The 16,205-nt window shown below is 41.8% G+C and carries 14 protein-coding genes; 7 read left to right on the forward strand and 7 right to left on the reverse strand.

Annotation, left to right across the window (positions count from 1 at the left end; all coding sequences use genetic code 11):
• Positions 1–55: 55 nt before the first annotated feature.
• Entirely contained in the window at positions 56–664 is a 609-nt protein-coding gene (locus H140_RS13795; protein WP_019672252.1) for a cell division protein ZapA, read from the forward strand.
• 5 nt (positions 665–669) lie between these two features.
• Here H140_RS13795 and H140_RS15045 read toward each other — a convergent pair whose 3' ends face one another.
• Positions 670–1,245: a hypothetical protein gene (locus H140_RS15045; RefSeq protein WP_019672253.1), complete on the reverse strand. Its 576-nt coding sequence runs from the start codon at positions 1,243–1,245 to the stop codon at positions 670–672.
• A 656-nt stretch (positions 1,246–1,901) separates the two neighbouring features.
• Here H140_RS15045 and H140_RS0103420 point away from each other — a divergent pair.
• The gene (locus H140_RS0103420) at positions 1,902–3,596 is read left to right on the forward strand and encodes an NAD+ synthase (protein ID WP_019672254.1); all 1,695 of its coding nucleotides are present in this window, start codon (positions 1,902–1,904) and stop codon (positions 3,594–3,596) included.
• A gap of 159 nt (positions 3,597–3,755) precedes the next feature.
• Here H140_RS0103420 and H140_RS0103425 read toward each other — a convergent pair whose 3' ends face one another.
• Positions 3,756–4,478, reverse strand: a complete 723-nt coding sequence (locus H140_RS0103425) for a YggS family pyridoxal phosphate-dependent enzyme (RefSeq protein WP_019672255.1) — start codon at positions 4,476–4,478, stop codon at positions 3,756–3,758.
• A gap of 144 nt (positions 4,479–4,622) precedes the next feature.
• Here H140_RS0103425 and H140_RS0103430 point away from each other — a divergent pair, with 144 nt between their 5' ends.
• On the forward strand, positions 4,623–5,756 hold the full coding sequence (locus H140_RS0103430; RefSeq protein ID WP_019672256.1) for a type IV pilus twitching motility protein PilT: 1,134 nt from the start codon (positions 4,623–4,625) through the stop codon (positions 5,754–5,756).
• 217 nt (positions 5,757–5,973) lie between these two features.
• Here the strand turns inward: H140_RS0103430 and fur are convergent, their stop codons facing one another.
• Positions 5,974–6,405 (reverse strand): ferric iron uptake transcriptional regulator, encoded by a 432-nt coding sequence (fur, locus tag H140_RS0103435; protein ID WP_019672257.1) that lies wholly within the window; start codon positions 6,403–6,405, stop codon positions 5,974–5,976.
• A gap of 475 nt (positions 6,406–6,880) precedes the next feature.
• On the opposite strand from fur, the gene H140_RS0103445 reads away from it, so the two are divergent.
• A complete protein-coding gene (locus tag H140_RS0103445; RefSeq protein ID WP_019672259.1) occupies positions 6,881–7,255 on the forward strand; it encodes an outer membrane protein assembly factor BamE in 375 nt (124 codons plus the stop codon).
• 312 nt (positions 7,256–7,567) lie between these two features.
• On the opposite strand, the gene H140_RS13805 is transcribed toward H140_RS0103445, so the two are convergent.
• The 4 genes from H140_RS13805 to H140_RS0103465 all read right to left on the reverse strand — a co-directional run bounded on the left by H140_RS13805 (position 7,568) and on the right by H140_RS0103465 (position 10,896).
• Entirely contained in the window at positions 7,568–7,975 is a 408-nt protein-coding gene (locus H140_RS13805) for an RnfH family protein (RefSeq protein WP_019672260.1), read from the reverse strand.
• Entirely contained in the window at positions 7,972–9,081 is a 1,110-nt protein-coding gene (locus tag H140_RS0103455) for a hypothetical protein (protein ID WP_019672261.1), read from the reverse strand. Before H140_RS0103455 ends, H140_RS13805 begins: the two co-directional genes overlap by 4 nt.
• A gap of 393 nt (positions 9,082–9,474) precedes the next feature.
• Positions 9,475–10,140, reverse strand: a complete 666-nt coding sequence (locus H140_RS0103460) for a c-type cytochrome (RefSeq protein WP_019672262.1) — start codon at positions 10,138–10,140, stop codon at positions 9,475–9,477.
• Between the two features lie 450 nt (positions 10,141–10,590).
• Positions 10,591–10,896: a c-type cytochrome gene (locus tag H140_RS0103465; RefSeq protein ID WP_019672263.1), complete on the reverse strand. Its 306-nt coding sequence runs from the start codon at positions 10,894–10,896 to the stop codon at positions 10,591–10,593.
• Positions 10,897–11,323: 427 nt separating this feature from the next.
• Here H140_RS0103465 and yihA point away from each other — a divergent pair, with 427 nt between their 5' ends.
• The 3 genes from yihA to lspA all read left to right on the forward strand — a co-directional run bounded on the left by yihA (position 11,324) and on the right by lspA (position 15,855).
• The gene (gene yihA / locus H140_RS0103470; protein ID WP_019672264.1) at positions 11,324–12,109 is read left to right on the forward strand and encodes a ribosome biogenesis GTP-binding protein YihA/YsxC; all 786 of its coding nucleotides are present in this window, start codon (positions 11,324–11,326) and stop codon (positions 12,107–12,109) included.
• 277 nt (positions 12,110–12,386) lie between these two features.
• A complete protein-coding gene (ileS, locus tag H140_RS0103475) occupies positions 12,387–15,239 on the forward strand; it encodes an isoleucine--tRNA ligase (RefSeq protein ID WP_019672265.1) in 2,853 nt (950 codons plus the stop codon).
• Positions 15,232–15,855: a signal peptidase II gene (gene lspA / locus H140_RS0103480; protein ID WP_019672266.1), complete on the forward strand. Its 624-nt coding sequence runs from the start codon at positions 15,232–15,234 to the stop codon at positions 15,853–15,855. The genes ileS and lspA overlap by 8 nt, the downstream gene beginning before the upstream one ends.
• The last annotated feature ends 350 nt before the right edge of the window (positions 15,856–16,205 follow it).

The raw sequence follows: 16,205 nt of genomic DNA on the forward strand, positions 1-16,205 counted from the left end.
TAGCAACCCAATTACAATAAAAGCTCGGATTATTTTACTTTTTAAGAGATTATTTATGTCAACCAATTACGCCAACTCAAATCAATCCCAGAACGCAGAAACCGATACGGACACACAGATAGCAGCCACTCATAGCGCTGACACTCACTCTGTTGAGGCCAGTCTTGCTGATGACTATCTAACTGGCGACAGCCCTAACGAAGCCGGCGACACTGGTTTAAACCAAACCAAAGCACTATCTGAACTGCCTGAAGAATTGCCTGAACTGCCTGAAGCAGACGCACAGACTCAGCAGTCTGAGCTTGAGTCGCAAACAGAGACTGCCGAAGACAAGGACGCAGAAGACAATCCAGAGTCTGCATATACCACGGTCAGTATTGATATCTTAGGCCGCTCATACAATATCAACTGCCCAGTGGGTGAAGAAGATGAGCTAGTGTTGGCGACCAAAGATATCAACACCTTTTTAAACGATTTGCGTGAAAAGATGCCTCATATTGGCTATGAGAACTTGCTGGTATTGTGCTGTCTCAACTTATTTAATCGCCTGCAACAAAAAGATAAAGACGCCAACGCCCATGCCAGCGCCAACCATGCCACAGCGGAGCAAGCACAGCAGCTGATTGATAAAATGATTGCTGACATGCAGTTTTTTAAAGACTAACTGCTTTATGACTCATTAGTCGTGTTCTGGGAGTTTAGGCTTGAACCAGAAGACTGCTGCGCATGAAACTCGGCTTGGTGCTCATAGTTACAAAAAAACCAAGTCGTCAGCTGTTTTAATGCTTGTTGCTTGTCAAACAATTGCTGCTTTTGCTGCTCATAAGCCTGTTTCAGCTGCTTTTTTTGTTTACGGCTCATGGTTTTTAGATCTGCTTGTGCAGCATTAGCATTAACACAGGCATTAACTTTACCATTATGGCTTGCATTAGCTTTATCATTGGCATTGGGATATAACACCTTTTCACTCTCAGCAACCGCCTGCTGCAACTGCGCAATCTCTGCATTTAACTGTGCAATCTCTGCCTGTTGTGATTCATCTAATGCCGATTCTGGCTTTGCCTCAAGCACACCTCGATACTCTGCCAAAGGATAGCCACACAAACTACACTCTCTTGGGGTAATGACATCTCCTGCCTTTGGCATAAAGGCTTTGGGTGGCTTAGGATACATAAACCGAAAAAAGCCCCACATCAGCACCGACATAATAAGTAATACAAAAAAGACTGAAAAAAAAGCAGCCATGGCATTTCCCTAAAAAAGAACAAAAATATATTTTTTACAATTTCTACTACTAAGGTTAAAAGTTATTATAAATAATTATAAGCGCTTAATTATAAGCGCTTAAAGAAAAGCACCAAACTAAAAGTACTTATACATCTTAGCTCAGTAAACAGATCAGGCGCATAAGCTCAGTAAACGGAGCAGGCACACAACAAAAACTAAATTGTTTTACAAACGCTTAACACGACCTTAGCGTAGTTGACAACGACAATTGATAAAATATTGATGTTATACTAAAGATAGCCTTACTAAAAGTGTGGCTTATCACGGCTACAAAGTACTTAAAGACAATCACATCAATAACCGTGATACTGAAAAAGACCTAATCATTAATGACGATAGCAATTAATGACGATAGCAATTAATGACGGTCATGATAAAGAAATAATGGTCATAATAACAGATGACCAAACGAGCCAAGCTTAAACAATCAAGCTTAAAATAACCAAGGCAATCGCACCAAACTTAGAACATAGACTCAATAATAACAAATTTAATAATTTGACCCTCTATGTTTTCACTGTAACAGCGCCGTGACATATATTTTAATGGCGCAATAGCGTAGTGCCGATGCCTTCATATTCAAAAACCATATTCTATATAAATAGGACCTCATAATGCCTACTCATAATAAATCGCTAGCCCAAAGAAGCTCATTGAAGTTTGCGCTAGCCCAAGCCCACTTTATGGTGGGAGACATCCAAGCCAATATACATAAAATACGCCAGTTGGCGATCGAGGCCCGTGATAACGGAGCGGACATCATTGTCTTTCCAGAACTGGCATTACTTGGTTATCCACCAGAAGATTTATTGCTGCGTCCAAGCCTAGCTGAGCGTATCAAAACCGCATTAAATTCGTTAAGTGATATTAATGATATCGTGATGATTATCGGCTATCCACACGTCGACTATCATGGTACCTTTAACTCAGCAGCTATTATTCAAAATGGTCAGCAAAAAGGCTTTTATCACAAACAGTATTTGCCAAACTATGGCGTATTTGATGAGCGTCGTTACTTTGATAAAGGTCGCAATCAAGTGCTATTCGATTATCAAGGTGTCACCATCGGTCTGCTAATTTGCGAAGATTTATGGGAAGATGAGCCAATCAAAGCCTTAAAAGACCAAGGCGCAGACTTAGTGGTCACCATCAATGCCTCCCCCTTTGAAGCTGGCAAACAACATGCCCGCCAAGCCTTATTGACCAAACGTGCCAATGACTATCATCTGCCCATTGTGTATTGTAACTGTGTTGGCGGTCAAGATGACTTGGTATTTGATGGTGGCTCTATGGTGGTTCAGCCCAATGGCGAGCTTGCCCATGAAGCCCCTAGATTCTTAGAGCATATGCTATATGCCACGTATCAGACCTCAGTCGCTGCTGAATCCGATGACGATACAGAGCGTACAGAAGTCGCTCATTTTGACACTCAAGCGAAAGCACCTTTGCAACTCAGTGCTGAATCTGAAACCTACCAAGCCTTGGTCGTTGGCTTACGTGACTATGTCAATCATTCAGGCTTTGAAGGGGTTATTGTCGGTTTATCTGGCGGTATCGACTCTGCATTAACGCTGTGTATTGCTGTAGATGCTTTAGGATCTGACAAGGTTTATGCGGTGATGATGCCTTATGAATACACCTCACAGATCAGCTTAGAGGACGCACAAGCTCAGGCACGTCGCTTAAATGTCTCTTATACTGTCTGCCCAATTCATGATGCCGTAAATGGTATGCGCCATACGCTAGCACCTTTGTTTAGCAAAGCCAAAGCCGATACCACAGAAGAAAACATCCAAGCTCGTGCACGTGGCATGATCTTGATGGCGCTGTCGAATAAATTCGGTCATCTGGTCATTACCACTGGCAATAAGTCTGAAATGGCTGTCGGTTACTCAACCCTTTATGGCGATATGGCGGGTGGCTTTGATGTGCTAAAAGATGTGTATAAAACTCAGGTCTATGCACTGGCCAACTATCGTAACCGCTTAGAAGATACTGACGTCATTCCTGAGCGAGTCATTACGCGTCCGCCATCAGCAGAGCTACGCCCAGATCAAAAAGATCAAGACAGCTTGCCTGACTATGAAATCTTGGACGCCATTTTAAAAGACTATATTGATAACGACTTAGGCTTTGATGAGATCACCGCCAAAGGCTTTGATCCGCATATTGTGCGCCAGACTATCTTATTGGTTGATAGAAGCGAATATAAGCGTCGCCAAGCTCCGATTGGCACTAAGGTAAGCCATAAAGCATTTGGACGTGAGCGTCGCTATCCCTTAGTTAATGGTTGGACAGTTGAAAAATAATTGCCGTCCAAAATAAGTGCAGTTTAATGAAAGAAAAACTGCAAGCCAAACAATAGCTCAATGAATAACCGCCTTGCTGGCAAACGTCAGTAAGGCGGTTTTTTATTTAATATGGTTTTTTTTGATGCTTAGATGCCAATCGATAAAGAGTATCCATCTTTATTCTCTGGCACCAAAAATAGCACTACCGACCCGCACCATAGTCGAGCCATGCGCAATTGCCTCAGTCATATCCGCACTCATTCCCATACTCAGTGTATCCCACTGGGTTAGCTCTGGATGCGCCTGTTGCATCTGATCAAACAGCTGCTTGGTACGCTCAAAAGCATCACTGCCCTCTTTTGACGGAATAATCATCAGCCCACGCAAGCAGAGATTGTCATAACCTTTAACACTGGCAACCAAACTGTCTAACTCTTGCGGTAAGCAGCCAGACTTGCTCTCTTCTTGATCAATATTGACCTGTATCAAGACGTTGAGCTTCGGCAAGCCTTCAGGACGTTGATCATTCAAGCGTTTGGCAATAATGTCGCGCTCAATCGTATGCACCCAATCAAAGACTTGAGCAATATCCCGGGTCTTATTACGCTGAATGTGACCAATATAGTGCCAGACTACGTTCTGTCTCGCACCTTCTGTTGTCTGGGCTAACAGCTGCTTTACTTGCGCTATCTTATCTACCGCTTCTTGCAAGTAATTTTCACCAAAATGCTGCTGACCCGCTGTCGCAAGCGTTGCAACCATTTGTGCAGGCTTAGTTTTGGACACCGCCAATAAGGTGACTGGATCTCGATTGACAGCAGCGCTAGCGGTAGCTACTGCTTGTTTCACGTCCTGCCAATACTGTAATAATTGCTCAGATGAAAAGTTGTTTTCTGTCATCGCCCTTCTCCTTCTTTGCGTCATTTATCATAATCCGTTTAATTCTACTACAAGCCAATAAATATCCAATATTACCAGCTACTGACACCCACTCCATTGTGCTGTATAGTCAAAGAACACTGCAACAGATAAGGATATCTACTTATGTTAGCTCCTAGCCTAGATCTAGCAATCAACTTCGGTTCAAGCTCACAATCAGAGTCAGAATCTGATACAGTCACCACCGCAAATGTCAACAAACCAACTCCTTTGTATCAGTTATTACAGCATATGGTTGCACATAACGCCTCTGATTTGCACCTATCTTCAGGTATGCCAGCTATGATGAGAGTCCATGGTGATATGCTCAAAATCGACATGCCAGCACTGAGCACTGAACAGGTTGCACACTTTATCGACACCACAATGAATGATGCACAGCGCCAAGACTTTGCTGCCTTACAAGAAGTAGATTATGCCATTAGTTTACCTGATGGTGAGCGCTTTCGAGTTAATGCTTTTGTTCAACAAAGAGGCAAAGCCGCTGTATTTCGACATCTTGCGACCACCTTGCTCAATCTCACACAGATCAGTACAGAACACAGTAACATCTTGATAAAAATAACAGAGCTCCATCAGGGTTTAGTACTGCTCACAGGCGCTACTGGGTCTGGTAAATCCACCACACTTGCCGCTTTAATCGAACATATTAACCAGACCCGCCCCACCCATATTTTAACCTTAGAAGATCCCATTGAGTTTATACATCAACCAAAACTTAGCCTAATTAATCAACGTCAAATCAGCCAACACACTTCAAGCTTTGACAGTGCACTGCGTGCTGCTTTGCGGGAAGATCCAGATGTGATATTGATCGGTGAACTGCGTGATTTGACCAGTATTCGGTTAGCACTTACCGCTGCTGAAACAGGGCATCTGGTCTTTGCCACCTTACATACCCGTTCGGCAGTGAAAACCATCGACCGTATCATAGATGTGTTTCCTGCTGAAGAAAAACCTATGATTCGAGCCATGCTTTCTGAGTCATTACAAGCTGTTGTATCGCAAAGCTTAATTAAACATAGTGTGAGTGGTCGCGTGGCCGCTTTTGAAATCTTACTATCTACACCTGCCACCCGTAACCTTATCCGCCAAAACAAACTGACACAGTTGTATTCTGCTATTCAAACAGGGACTAATCTAGGTATGAGCACTTTAGATGACAGTCTCAAAAAGCTATATCAACAAAAGCTAATCACCCAAAACACAATGCAGCAGCATATTAAGAATTTATGCTAAAAGTTTATGCTAAAAATCTATACTAAAAACCTAAACGCATAAGCTGAAGTTAGGGTATGCATATGTCTTGGACCTTTTATCTATTACATTTGTACATTTAACAAAAAGCCTGCAACCAAGGCAGGCTTTGTGGGAAAAACAAACTAGCGATGTTCTCGTAGCCAGGGCATGCTTCCATTTTGAAAATATTGAAGACACGTCCTAGTAGTAGGACACCTTATTTTGCTGCATTGTGACAATCTTCATTATCACATAAACCATACAATACCAGTGAGTGCCCAGACAGCTTGAAGCCATGCTCTTTAGCCACTTTTTCTTGTTGTTCCTCAATAATAGAATTACGAAACTCAATAATCTTACCGCAAATATCACATACCATGTGATCGTGATGCTCTTCTTGAGTAATTTCAAACACAGACAAGTTATTTTCAAAGTTATGGCGCTCAACAATACCAGCTTGTTCAAACTGAGTTAGCACACGATACACAGTCGCCAAACCCACATCTTCACCTTGATCAATCAAGGCTTTATATACCTCTTCTGCACTCATGTGGTGATCTTCAGCATTTTCTAATAGCTCAAGAATTTTTACTCTTGGTAGAGTGACCTTTAACCCAGCTTTACGTAAATCTTGATTGATTATTTTCATTGTAATCCCTATAACGTTATAATTGATGTTTTAGTTGTCATGCCAAGTTAATAGCTTTCATGCTCATTTAACTCTTTGTGCCATTTTTAAGTTTTGTGCCATTTTTAAGTTAAGTACAAAACGTTTGGTTTGGCTATAGTTTACACTGTGGCTATGGTTCAAACTAAATTGCATATAGTCTAAGCTTTATGTAGTCTAAGCTTTATGCAAAATTTAGTTAAATAATCACGTAAATGGTAGGCAATTGCAAGTAATTGACGTATCATTTATCAAAACAATTAAACTTATCTCAAAATATTGACAACTTAACTGTTAAAACTTAACGATAGTACATTTAATATTTTTAGTACATTTATTTTTTCTTATCAACTGTTTCTATTTTTCTTAGTAAACTCTTGATAAGCCCAATCATTATCTATTATCGCTATTATTTGTCTTTATTAGCGCTAATCATAGATTATCAAAACGTGAAATTATGAAACTATTAAAATCCCTACTGTATCCTGTTGCTATCACAGCCACACTATCACTTTCTGCCTGCTCAATCTTTGGAGTATATACCATCGACTTACCACAAGGCACACCGATTACTCAGCAACAAGCTCAACAAATCATGCCTGGTATGCATAAAAACCAAGTTCTTTATTTAATTGGTAGCCCAGCTTTACGTGATACACTTGCACCAAATCGCTGGGACTATATCTATGATTATACACCAGGTACTTACGGCAAACGTGAAGGCAAACAAATCATTCATAATGCCAGCCAACACCTGATTATCTACTTTGATGACTCAGATGTTGTGACAAGAGTTGAAGGGGTAGAGACCCTTCCTGTCAAGAATCAATAAACATAAACATAAACATAATTGTAGCAACCGTCTTTTTGCTGCTATATGCAAATGTCATATGTCATATATTGATACCGCAAACACTGGAAACACCAGAAACCTGGAAACATTGATACCCTAATTGGTCTGGTGCCATAATTGCCCCTGCCAAACGTATTTTACCCATTCAAAGCCAGTCTAGACGTACTGATTTATCAATACGCCTAGACTAAGGTCTGTATGACAAGATTTAGCTATGTTTAGCCCATTTAAATACTATTGCACGAGTTGAAGACACGCCCTAATATATCAACTCTATACAGCCCCTTGTATCTACTGTCTATTTGCACGTCTTTTGCGTTTGCGCATCGGATCTATGCTCAGCGGACGATACACTTCAACTCTGTCATGCGCTTGCAGCTCATAGCTGAGCAATTTCTTTTGTGAATAGACACCGACCAGCCACTGCTTATTATCCACTTGAGTGGCATGACGCTGCGACTCACACCACTGCTTTAGCTCAGGATACTTCTCAAGCCAGCCTGATAGCTGTAATGCCTGATACAGATGTGTACCCTCTGCTACCTCAAGCTCTAAATAAACATGCTCACTTGCCGTTGGTGCATACGCCAAACTAATCGGTATTTGTGCCTGTGATGCGGTCTGACTGCTATTGGCTTTAGCATTGGCATTTAAATCAGTATTAGCGTTAACATCTAGGTTAGCAGCGACTGTATTCATGATAAAAACCAGCCCACAATTGCGATGATAATTAATAAAGGTGCTAAAATACGTATCGCTACACGCCAGACATTATAAATAGCCTCTGACTTGAAGTTTAACGACTTACGCATATGACTAATCTTCATTTGCCAACCAGAAAAGATAGCCAGCACCAGCGCACTAACAATACTAATAACCACTAGCAATATCGACAAAATACTCGGTGTCGCCAACAAAACCAACAGCACCCCCAAAATAATACCAATCAAGGTAGCTATCCAAATACCAAAACGCTGAAAACGAGTCGCAATTTGCGTACTGGCATAATGCATAAAAAAGGCAGCTGCCAACAACACACCAAGCGCATAAATAATCGTGGGGATTGGTGCCAAAGCACCTGTGCTAAAGATTAACGCCACGCTACCAATCAACAACTGAGTAACCCAAATCGGGAAAACTGTCTTGGTAGCTATCTCACGTGTATTACGACCAGCTTCTACACTGTGATTGGGGTCTGAGCTAACTAAAGGGTTATTAAACCAATACAGCCCTGTACCCACCCCGACACTTACCAAGGCCAAGGTGACCGCTCTTGCCCACTCACCCAAGCTTGGCTCAGTCATTACCAATGCCAACGATGACGCCTGACTTATAGCACCCATGACGAAGGCAATGCCTATTAAGACCAAAGCGATAATCAAAGTGCTTCCGCCGAGCAGACTCAATATACCGGCAATGACCATCATCACGGCTGCCAATGCAAAAGCAGGCACATCAAGAGTAACACCCAGTCTGCCAGCGGCATCTAATAAGTTTTCACTGACAGCATCAATACTTAATCCAGCGATAACCAGTGACAAGATAACCGTTAGCCACACAAAGCTGCGCCAAATGGTGCTGGTATCTGCTTGCCGTGTCAGCTCTTGAATCCCTTGCGCCGGTGTTTTTTGACTGCGATGCGCCAAACCGATTTCTGCATAAAGCAGCGGCAAGCCAACAACAAGCATCGCCGCCAACCACATCAGCCAAAAATCTATCTGACCACTTGGGCTGGGTAAAAACCAGCGAAATAATAATAAAGGCAATAGTGCAGCAATAAACAAAGAGGCAGAACGGTTTTGCATGCGAATATCCATGGGCTAGTTAATGTATGTTAAGGTGACAATCTAACCGATTTTAACAGACTAAATCAATCTGACTAAAATAAATAGGTGTTAGCGTATAAAGCGTATAAGTATAAAGCGTATAAGTATAAATAGCTGCTACCGTTAAATATGGTTTTAGTCAAAAATAGTCATAAAGTCAAATATTAAATACATTCAAAGCGCTTAACAACAAAAACCCCGAAGAACGGGGTTTTCATAAAAAAAGTGCTATTGTAGAGTCATCTTGTGCTGGCCTTACAAGGGTATAAAGACACCAAAACTTAGCCATATTATCTCTATCTGCATATATTAGCTAGTAATACTCGCTATTAAGCTAAGTAGTATGGGTGACTGACAACAGCTAAATATAAATTAGTGAAGTGCACTCACATACTGAGATAAGATCTTGATGTCTCTATCTGACAATCGAGATGCCACAGTCTGCATCATACCTTTATCGCCTTCTTTCTGAGCATCGTTGACACGCATCTGATCCTTGCCAACATCATCTTCACGACCAGCGGCACGGAACATTTTTAACTGTAAGCCAATATATTCAGCATGTTGGCCACTGATACGTGGGAAGGCGGCATAGGCGTTACCTGCACCTTTTGGATCATGGCAACCAGCACAAGAGATGACGCCACGTGTTTTATCACCACCCAAGAATAACTTGGTTGCGGCCTCTGTTGTCGCTGGATTACCAGCAAAAGCACCCCAAGGCTTTTGTTCGGAGTAATATCCTGCAACGTTGGCAAGGTCTTGCTCTGATAACATCGCAATTTGACCTTGCATGATACCGTTAACACGGTAACCGGTTTTAAAATCTCTTAACTGCTTGAATAAGTAACGTACGTTCTGACCGGCTAAGTTAGGCTGTGTTGGGATGACACTAACCCCAGTAGCACCGTGACAGGCAGCACAGTTTTCTTCAACTATCTTAAAACCTGCCTCAACATCATACTTAGGAACCGTAATAACTGCATGGGCGCTGAGACTGGCTATACATAGGCTGGTGGCAACGAGCAATTTTTTCATTGTAGTTTAATCCTACTAAGTCTTTCAGGCGGTAGCTAAGTACTTATAACTTCAATAAGCGCTAATTATGCCTTAATTATTGATGTAAATGATCAGTATCAGCCATCAATCAATCAGCCAAACCCATCATCATCTGTCATTAAAAAGCAATGACCATTATTAAGAATAATATAACACTAAGCGGTAAGCTATAACTACTCACTGAGAATATTTAATGCCATTATTATATCAATAGTTTTGTAAAAATAGCTAGCCAAGAGTGACATATTAGTCAATGCCTGTGTAAACATATTGCTATCAGTTACTTGTACAGCAAAAAAGCCTTGATTTTATCAAGGCTTTTTCTGACTTAATGACTTAAGGGTTTATAGTTTTTTTTCAGTTTTGTGTGATTTAAACCAGCTGCTTTATTGCATTTGATTTTATTTAATTTGGCTCAATTTTGTCAGTCTAATTAGACATATACTCAATCAAGGCTTGATAGTCAGCATCGCTACAAGTACTGCACAGTCCACCAGCTGGCATTTGTGACATGCCATCTTTGACAGCGTTTACGAGTGCCGGCATACCTTTTTGTGCGGTCAGCTTTTTCCAAGTGGCACTATCACCTGTTTTTGGCGCATTCAGTGCACCTGTGGCATGACAAGCGGCACAGCTGTCTTCATACTGCTGTGCGACATTGGCGCTCGCTAACATTGGCGTGGTACTAACCAGTAGTCCTAAAAATAGCGGTGCGATTGCTTGTTTAAGGCTCATTTTATTCTCCTTACCTAAGATAAAAATGGATATGCGATGTGCTGCAAACCTTTTATCGAGGTTGGGCTATTATCTTTAATTGAATGGGCTTAGCTAAACTAAGTTGGATAAATCTCAATCTATTTTAATATACTATTTCAAAACCAAAATTATGTTGGTTTATTCAGTTAACACCTATTCACTAATCTATATTATGAAGGCATTGCTCAAAATTGCAATACATTAAAAGCCAACTATTATCATAACAGTTCAAGAGTCATTGAAAAGTTGATAGTTTCAATAAATATAATTAATTTTAATAAACTAGTTACACCATATATTTAATAAAACTTAAATATTATAGGCAATATCTGACTTTATTATCAATAATAGCTAAGAGTGGTTATAATGGAGTTCTTAATATTAAGTTTTTATCCTGAGATAACCTATGAGTACCGCACCAAAATCGAAGAAAAAAACCAAAGCGCCAGAGTATGTGGCGCCTGAGTCGGCATCAGATTTATCGCATCTGTCAGCCAGAAAACGCTTAGAGCAAACTGAATTTTTGATGTCTGCCCCAACCTTTAAGTTATGCCCAGCAGATACAGGCTATGAAGTGGCCTTTGCTGGACGCTCTAATGCGGGCAAATCATCCGCCATTAATGTGTTGACCAATCAGCGCCAATTGGCACGCTCGTCAAAGACGCCTGGGCGCACGCAAATGATTAACTTTTTTACCATAGGTAATAAAGAGACACGCTTGGTGGATTTGCCCGGTTACGGCTATGCCGCTGTACCAGAGAAGATGAAACAGCTGTGGCAAATTGAACTTGAAGAATACTTGGTATCTCGTGAAAGCTTATCTGGCTTAGTGCTATTAATGGACTGCCGTCATCCGCTCAAGTTCTTCGATGAGCAAATGCTACTATGGGCAAAAGATGGTGAACTGCCAGTACATGTACTGCTGACCAAAGCCGATAAATTCAAATATGGACCTGCAAAAAACATCTTATTAAAAACCAAACGTGAGCTTGAAAAGTTGGATTTACCCTTTAGTATCCAATTATTTTCAGCATTGAAAAAAGAAGGGGTGGATGAGCTGGCTGAAGTGATGGGACGTTGGCTGCATCTTGAAGCGCCAACTGTCAGTAGCAAAGCATCAACTGACCGTATTGCAGTACCTGATGACCGTATTGCAGTACCTGATGATAGTAGTGAAACACCTAATAGCTAACCATCTAGCACCTAAGCTTTAACAATACAGATTTCACAGGGTGAATTTAACAATACAGATTTCACAATAGTGAATTTAATAACAGGTGGAGTAATTACCCTTCCTTTAGGTTTTATCTTATAATTGGTTGCTCTTTTATTTTATAATAGCCTTTATTTTAGCTTTATATTTTAGCTTTAATTGTTATAACTGATTTTTTTGACTATTTTGTAAGCAGCTTTTTGCAAACAAGCAAACCAATAAACCCAACTGACTAACTTTTGAAAAGACGGCTTCTATGACTGATTCTACTAAGACAACTCCAGATTATCCTGACTACAAAGACACCCTCAACCTTGCAGACACTGCATTTCCAATGCGCGGCAACCTAGCTAAGCGTGAGCCAGAATGGTTAAAGGCGTGGGAAGCGGATGATGTGTATGGCAAGATTCGTAAAGCCAAAGCTGGACGTGAAAAGTATATTCTGCACGATGGCCCTCCATATGCAAACGGTCAAATTCACTTAGGCCACGCAGTAAACAAGGTGCTAAAAGACATTATTGTTAAATCAAAAACCTTATCTGGTTATGATGCCCCTTACGTGCCAGGCTGGGATTGTCATGGTCTGCCTATTGAACAAAAGGTAGAAGCCAAAGTCGGTAAAGTGGGTCAAAAGGTAACTGCTACTGAGTTTCGTGGTCTTTGCCGTGAATATGCACGCAGTCAGATCGACATGCAAATGGCTGACTTTAAGCGTTTGGGCGTGTTTGGTGATTGGGACAATCCTTATTTGACTATGAACTTCCATCAAGAAGCCAACATTGTGCGTGCCTTGGCAAAAATCTATGCCAATGGCTATGTTACTCGTGGCATGAAACCAGTTAACTGGTGCTTGGATTGTGGCTCATCACTGGCGGAAGCGGAAGTCGAATATGAGGACAAAACCTCAGATGCTATCTATGTGGCATTTGACTTAGTAGATCCTGCGCAAGTCTTACCTGAAAGCGGTGCGGTTGACAGCAAGGTCTCAGCCGTTATCTGGACCACGACACCTTGGACATTGCCAGCCAACCAAGCCATTGCGGTTAGCGCCGACTTTGAATATAGCATTATCAAAACCAACAAAGGAAACTTCATCTTTGCCAGCGACTTAGTAGAAGATGCGTTAACTGCCTTAGGTCTAGAAAACCAAGGCATGATTACCACCTTAACGGGCGATAAACTTGAGCATATCAAAGCACAGCATCCATTGATTGCAGAGCGTCAAGTTCCGATTATCCTTGGCGATCATGTCACCACTGAAAGCGGTACTGGTCTGGTGCATACTGCCCCTGCTCATGGTGCTGATGACTATGTGGTAAGCCTACGTTATAACTTGCCTGTGACCAATCCAGTTGCTGGTAATGGCGTATATTTGGACACCGCAGAAGTGTTTGTCGGTGAGCATATCTATAAAGCACAGCCTAAGATTATTGCCACCTTAAATGACAGCGGTCACTTATTAAAGCATTACAAAATGGAGCACAGCTATCCGCATTGCTGGCGCCACAAAACTCCGATTATTTTCCGCGCCACACCGCAGTGGTTTATCCGTATGGACCACAAAGTAGAGGGACGTCATAACACCTTGCGAGAGCAAACCATGACCGACATTCCGAATGTCACTTGGACACCTGCTTGGGGACAAAACCGTATTGAAGCCATGGTCGCTGGTCGTCCTGATTGGTGTATCTCACGTCAACGTACTTGGGGCGTGCCGATTCCCTTCTTTACTCATAAAGATACCGATGAGCTGCATCCAAACACCATGCAGATCATGGAAGATATCGCCCAGTTAATCGAAAAAGGCGGCGTTGAAGCCTGGTTTGAAGCCGATGCCGAGCAGTTTATTGGCGATGATGCTAATGAGTATGTTAAATCAACCGATACGTTGGACGTTTGGTTTGATTCAGGAACAACGCATTTTGCAGTGCTTGAGCAAGATGAGAGCTTAACTAATCCAGCCGATATGTATTTAGAAGGCTCAGATCAACACCGTGGTTGGTTCCAAACCTCGCTACTGACCTCAGAGGCAATGTATGGTCGAGCACCGTATAAGCAAGTGTTAACTCACGGCTTTGTGGTCGATGAAAATGGCCGTAAAATGAGTAAATCTTTGGGTAATATCATTAACCCACAAGATGAAATCAACAAAACTGGTGCCGATATGCTGCGTATGTGGATTGCTGCCAGTGACTATCGTTATGAGATGAACGCCGGTAAGCAGGCCTTCAAAGGCGCTACCGATATGTACCGCCGTATCCGTAATACCATTCGTTTTTTACTAGCCAATACGGATGATTTCAACCCTGACAGCGATGCGTTGCCAATGGATGGACTGCTGAGCTTAGATAAATATATCATGCACAGAGCGCACACAGTACAACAGGCCATTATTAAAGCCTATGATGCGATGGACTTCCACCAAGTTACCCAACAAGTCACTGCATTTTGCTCGCAAGACTTGGGCGGCTTTTATCTAGATATTATTAAAGATCGCCAATACACCACCAAAGCTGACGGCAAGCCACGTCGTTCAGCGCAAACTGCTTTGTACCATATTGCCCATGCACTGCTGCGCTGGATTGCGCCTATCTTAAGCTTTACTGCTCAAGAAGCGTGGGAAGCCTTATTAAAAGAGAATGCCATAGATGATAATGCCTATGTGTTTACTCAAGAGTGGTATGTGTTACCTAAATTTGTCATGAACAAAGTCAGTGACGCTGACTGGGCGCTGATTTTAGAAGCCCGTGATGCGATAAATAAGGTCATTGAGCATGCACGTGAGCAAAAAACCATCAATGCTAACTTATCAGCAGCGGTGACCATTTATGCCGCAGGCGATATTTATAGCAGCTTGGCAAAACTTGAAGATGAACTACGCTTTGTATTGATCACCAGTACTGCCGACTTACAGGCGCTTGATGGTGAGCAAGGAGAAGCCACAGACCTAGACAGCTTACGTGTTAGCGTCAGTCCAGCTGAAGGTGAAAAGTGTGTACGCTGCTGGCATGTGCGTGAAGATGTCAACTCAGATCCAGAGCATCCAGGCATCTGTCTCCGCTGTGTGAGCAATATTGCTGGATCAGGTGAGGTTCGCCACTATGCCTAACTCATCCAATTCGCCTAACTCAGCAAAGCCTAGCACCTCTAGCGCTACGCCAACGCCAGCTTATGTGACGCCTGAGCCAAGCCCAAACAAACGGCCAGAGCTGATACCCAATGGCAGTCAAGCCTTACTTTGGTATCTGCTTTCGGCATTGGTAATAGGTTTAGATCAGTGGACCAAGCTGCTGGCTGACAGCAGCTTGCAGTTTCATCAGTCTATTCCGGTGATTGAGCCGTATTTAAACTGGACACTGGCATATAACTATGGCGCAGCTTTTAGCTTTTTGGCCGATCAAGGCGGCTGGCAAAAATGGTTTTTTGCTGGCTTGTCGCTGGTGATGTCGTTATTCTTACTGATTTATCTAACACGTGCGCCACGTCAAGCGAGACTACTAAATGTGGGCTTGGCACTGATTTTAGGCGGTGCAATTGGCAATTTAATTGACCGTGTGCGTATTGGTAAAGTCATTGACTTTATCCATGTGCATTATGCCGATGTCTGGCACTATCCTATTTTTAATGTGGCAGATATTGCCATTTGTACTGGTGTTGCCATTGTGGTGGTTGATATGCTGTTTTTTGAAAATAAGCGCAACGCCAGGTATCAAAAAGCCAATTAGAAACTGCATAGAATTGATTTATTAGGACTATAAATCAATTCTGTACAGCCCCTTGTGAGTAAAAAGACATTTTGATTAGACAATGCCATTAGAGTGCATCTATATGGTTACTAACTTTATTATTATTTTTTTTCTCATTCTATTTACCGCTTTGAGCAATTATGCGAAAAGCACTTGGTTAGATTATTCAATAAGAATAATAGGGCTTGTGAGCCTTAATCTGTTCTTATCGAAATTCGTGGTAGATCTTCCTCTAGAGCTTTTTATTATCCATATGTTATTTATGTTTTTTTCAGCTCTATTTATCTTATATTTAATGAAAAAATTTAGCTTGAAGTCATAACTTAGCT

The sequence above is a fragment of the Psychrobacter lutiphocae DSM 21542 genome, from assembly GCF_000382145.1.
In the GTDB taxonomy this organism is placed as follows: Bacteria; Pseudomonadota; Gammaproteobacteria; order Pseudomonadales; family Moraxellaceae; genus Psychrobacter; species Psychrobacter lutiphocae.

What these genes read in the sequence shown, in the direction of transcription:
- H140_RS13795 (WP_019672252.1), top strand. Translation starts at nt 56, where the DNA reads ATGTCAACCAATTACGCCAACTCAAATCAATCCCAGAACGCAGAAACC.
- H140_RS15045 (WP_019672253.1), bottom strand. Translation starts at nt 1,245, where the DNA reads ATGGCTGCTTTTTTTTCAGTCTTTTTTGTATTACTTATTATGTCGGTG.
- H140_RS0103420 (WP_019672254.1), top strand. Translation starts at nt 1,902, where the DNA reads ATGCCTACTCATAATAAATCGCTAGCCCAAAGAAGCTCATTGAAGTTT.
- H140_RS0103425 (WP_019672255.1), bottom strand. Translation starts at nt 4,478, where the DNA reads ATGACAGAAAACAACTTTTCATCTGAGCAATTATTACAGTATTGGCAG.
- H140_RS0103430 (WP_019672256.1), top strand. Translation starts at nt 4,623, where the DNA reads ATGTTAGCTCCTAGCCTAGATCTAGCAATCAACTTCGGTTCAAGCTCA.
- fur (WP_019672257.1), bottom strand. Translation starts at nt 6,405, where the DNA reads ATGAAAATAATCAATCAAGATTTACGTAAAGCTGGGTTAAAGGTCACT.
- H140_RS0103445 (WP_019672259.1), top strand. Translation starts at nt 6,881, where the DNA reads ATGAAACTATTAAAATCCCTACTGTATCCTGTTGCTATCACAGCCACA.
- H140_RS13805 (WP_019672260.1), bottom strand. Translation starts at nt 7,975, where the DNA reads ATGAATACAGTCGCTGCTAACCTAGATGTTAACGCTAATACTGATTTA.
- H140_RS0103455 (WP_019672261.1), bottom strand. Translation starts at nt 9,081, where the DNA reads ATGCAAAACCGTTCTGCCTCTTTGTTTATTGCTGCACTATTGCCTTTA.
- H140_RS0103460 (WP_019672262.1), bottom strand. Translation starts at nt 10,140, where the DNA reads ATGAAAAAATTGCTCGTTGCCACCAGCCTATGTATAGCCAGTCTCAGC.
- H140_RS0103465 (WP_019672263.1), bottom strand. Translation starts at nt 10,896, where the DNA reads ATGAGCCTTAAACAAGCAATCGCACCGCTATTTTTAGGACTACTGGTT.
- yihA (WP_019672264.1), top strand. Translation starts at nt 11,324, where the DNA reads ATGAGTACCGCACCAAAATCGAAGAAAAAAACCAAAGCGCCAGAGTAT.
- ileS (WP_019672265.1), top strand. Translation starts at nt 12,387, where the DNA reads ATGACTGATTCTACTAAGACAACTCCAGATTATCCTGACTACAAAGAC.
- lspA (WP_019672266.1), top strand. Translation starts at nt 15,232, where the DNA reads ATGCCTAACTCATCCAATTCGCCTAACTCAGCAAAGCCTAGCACCTCT.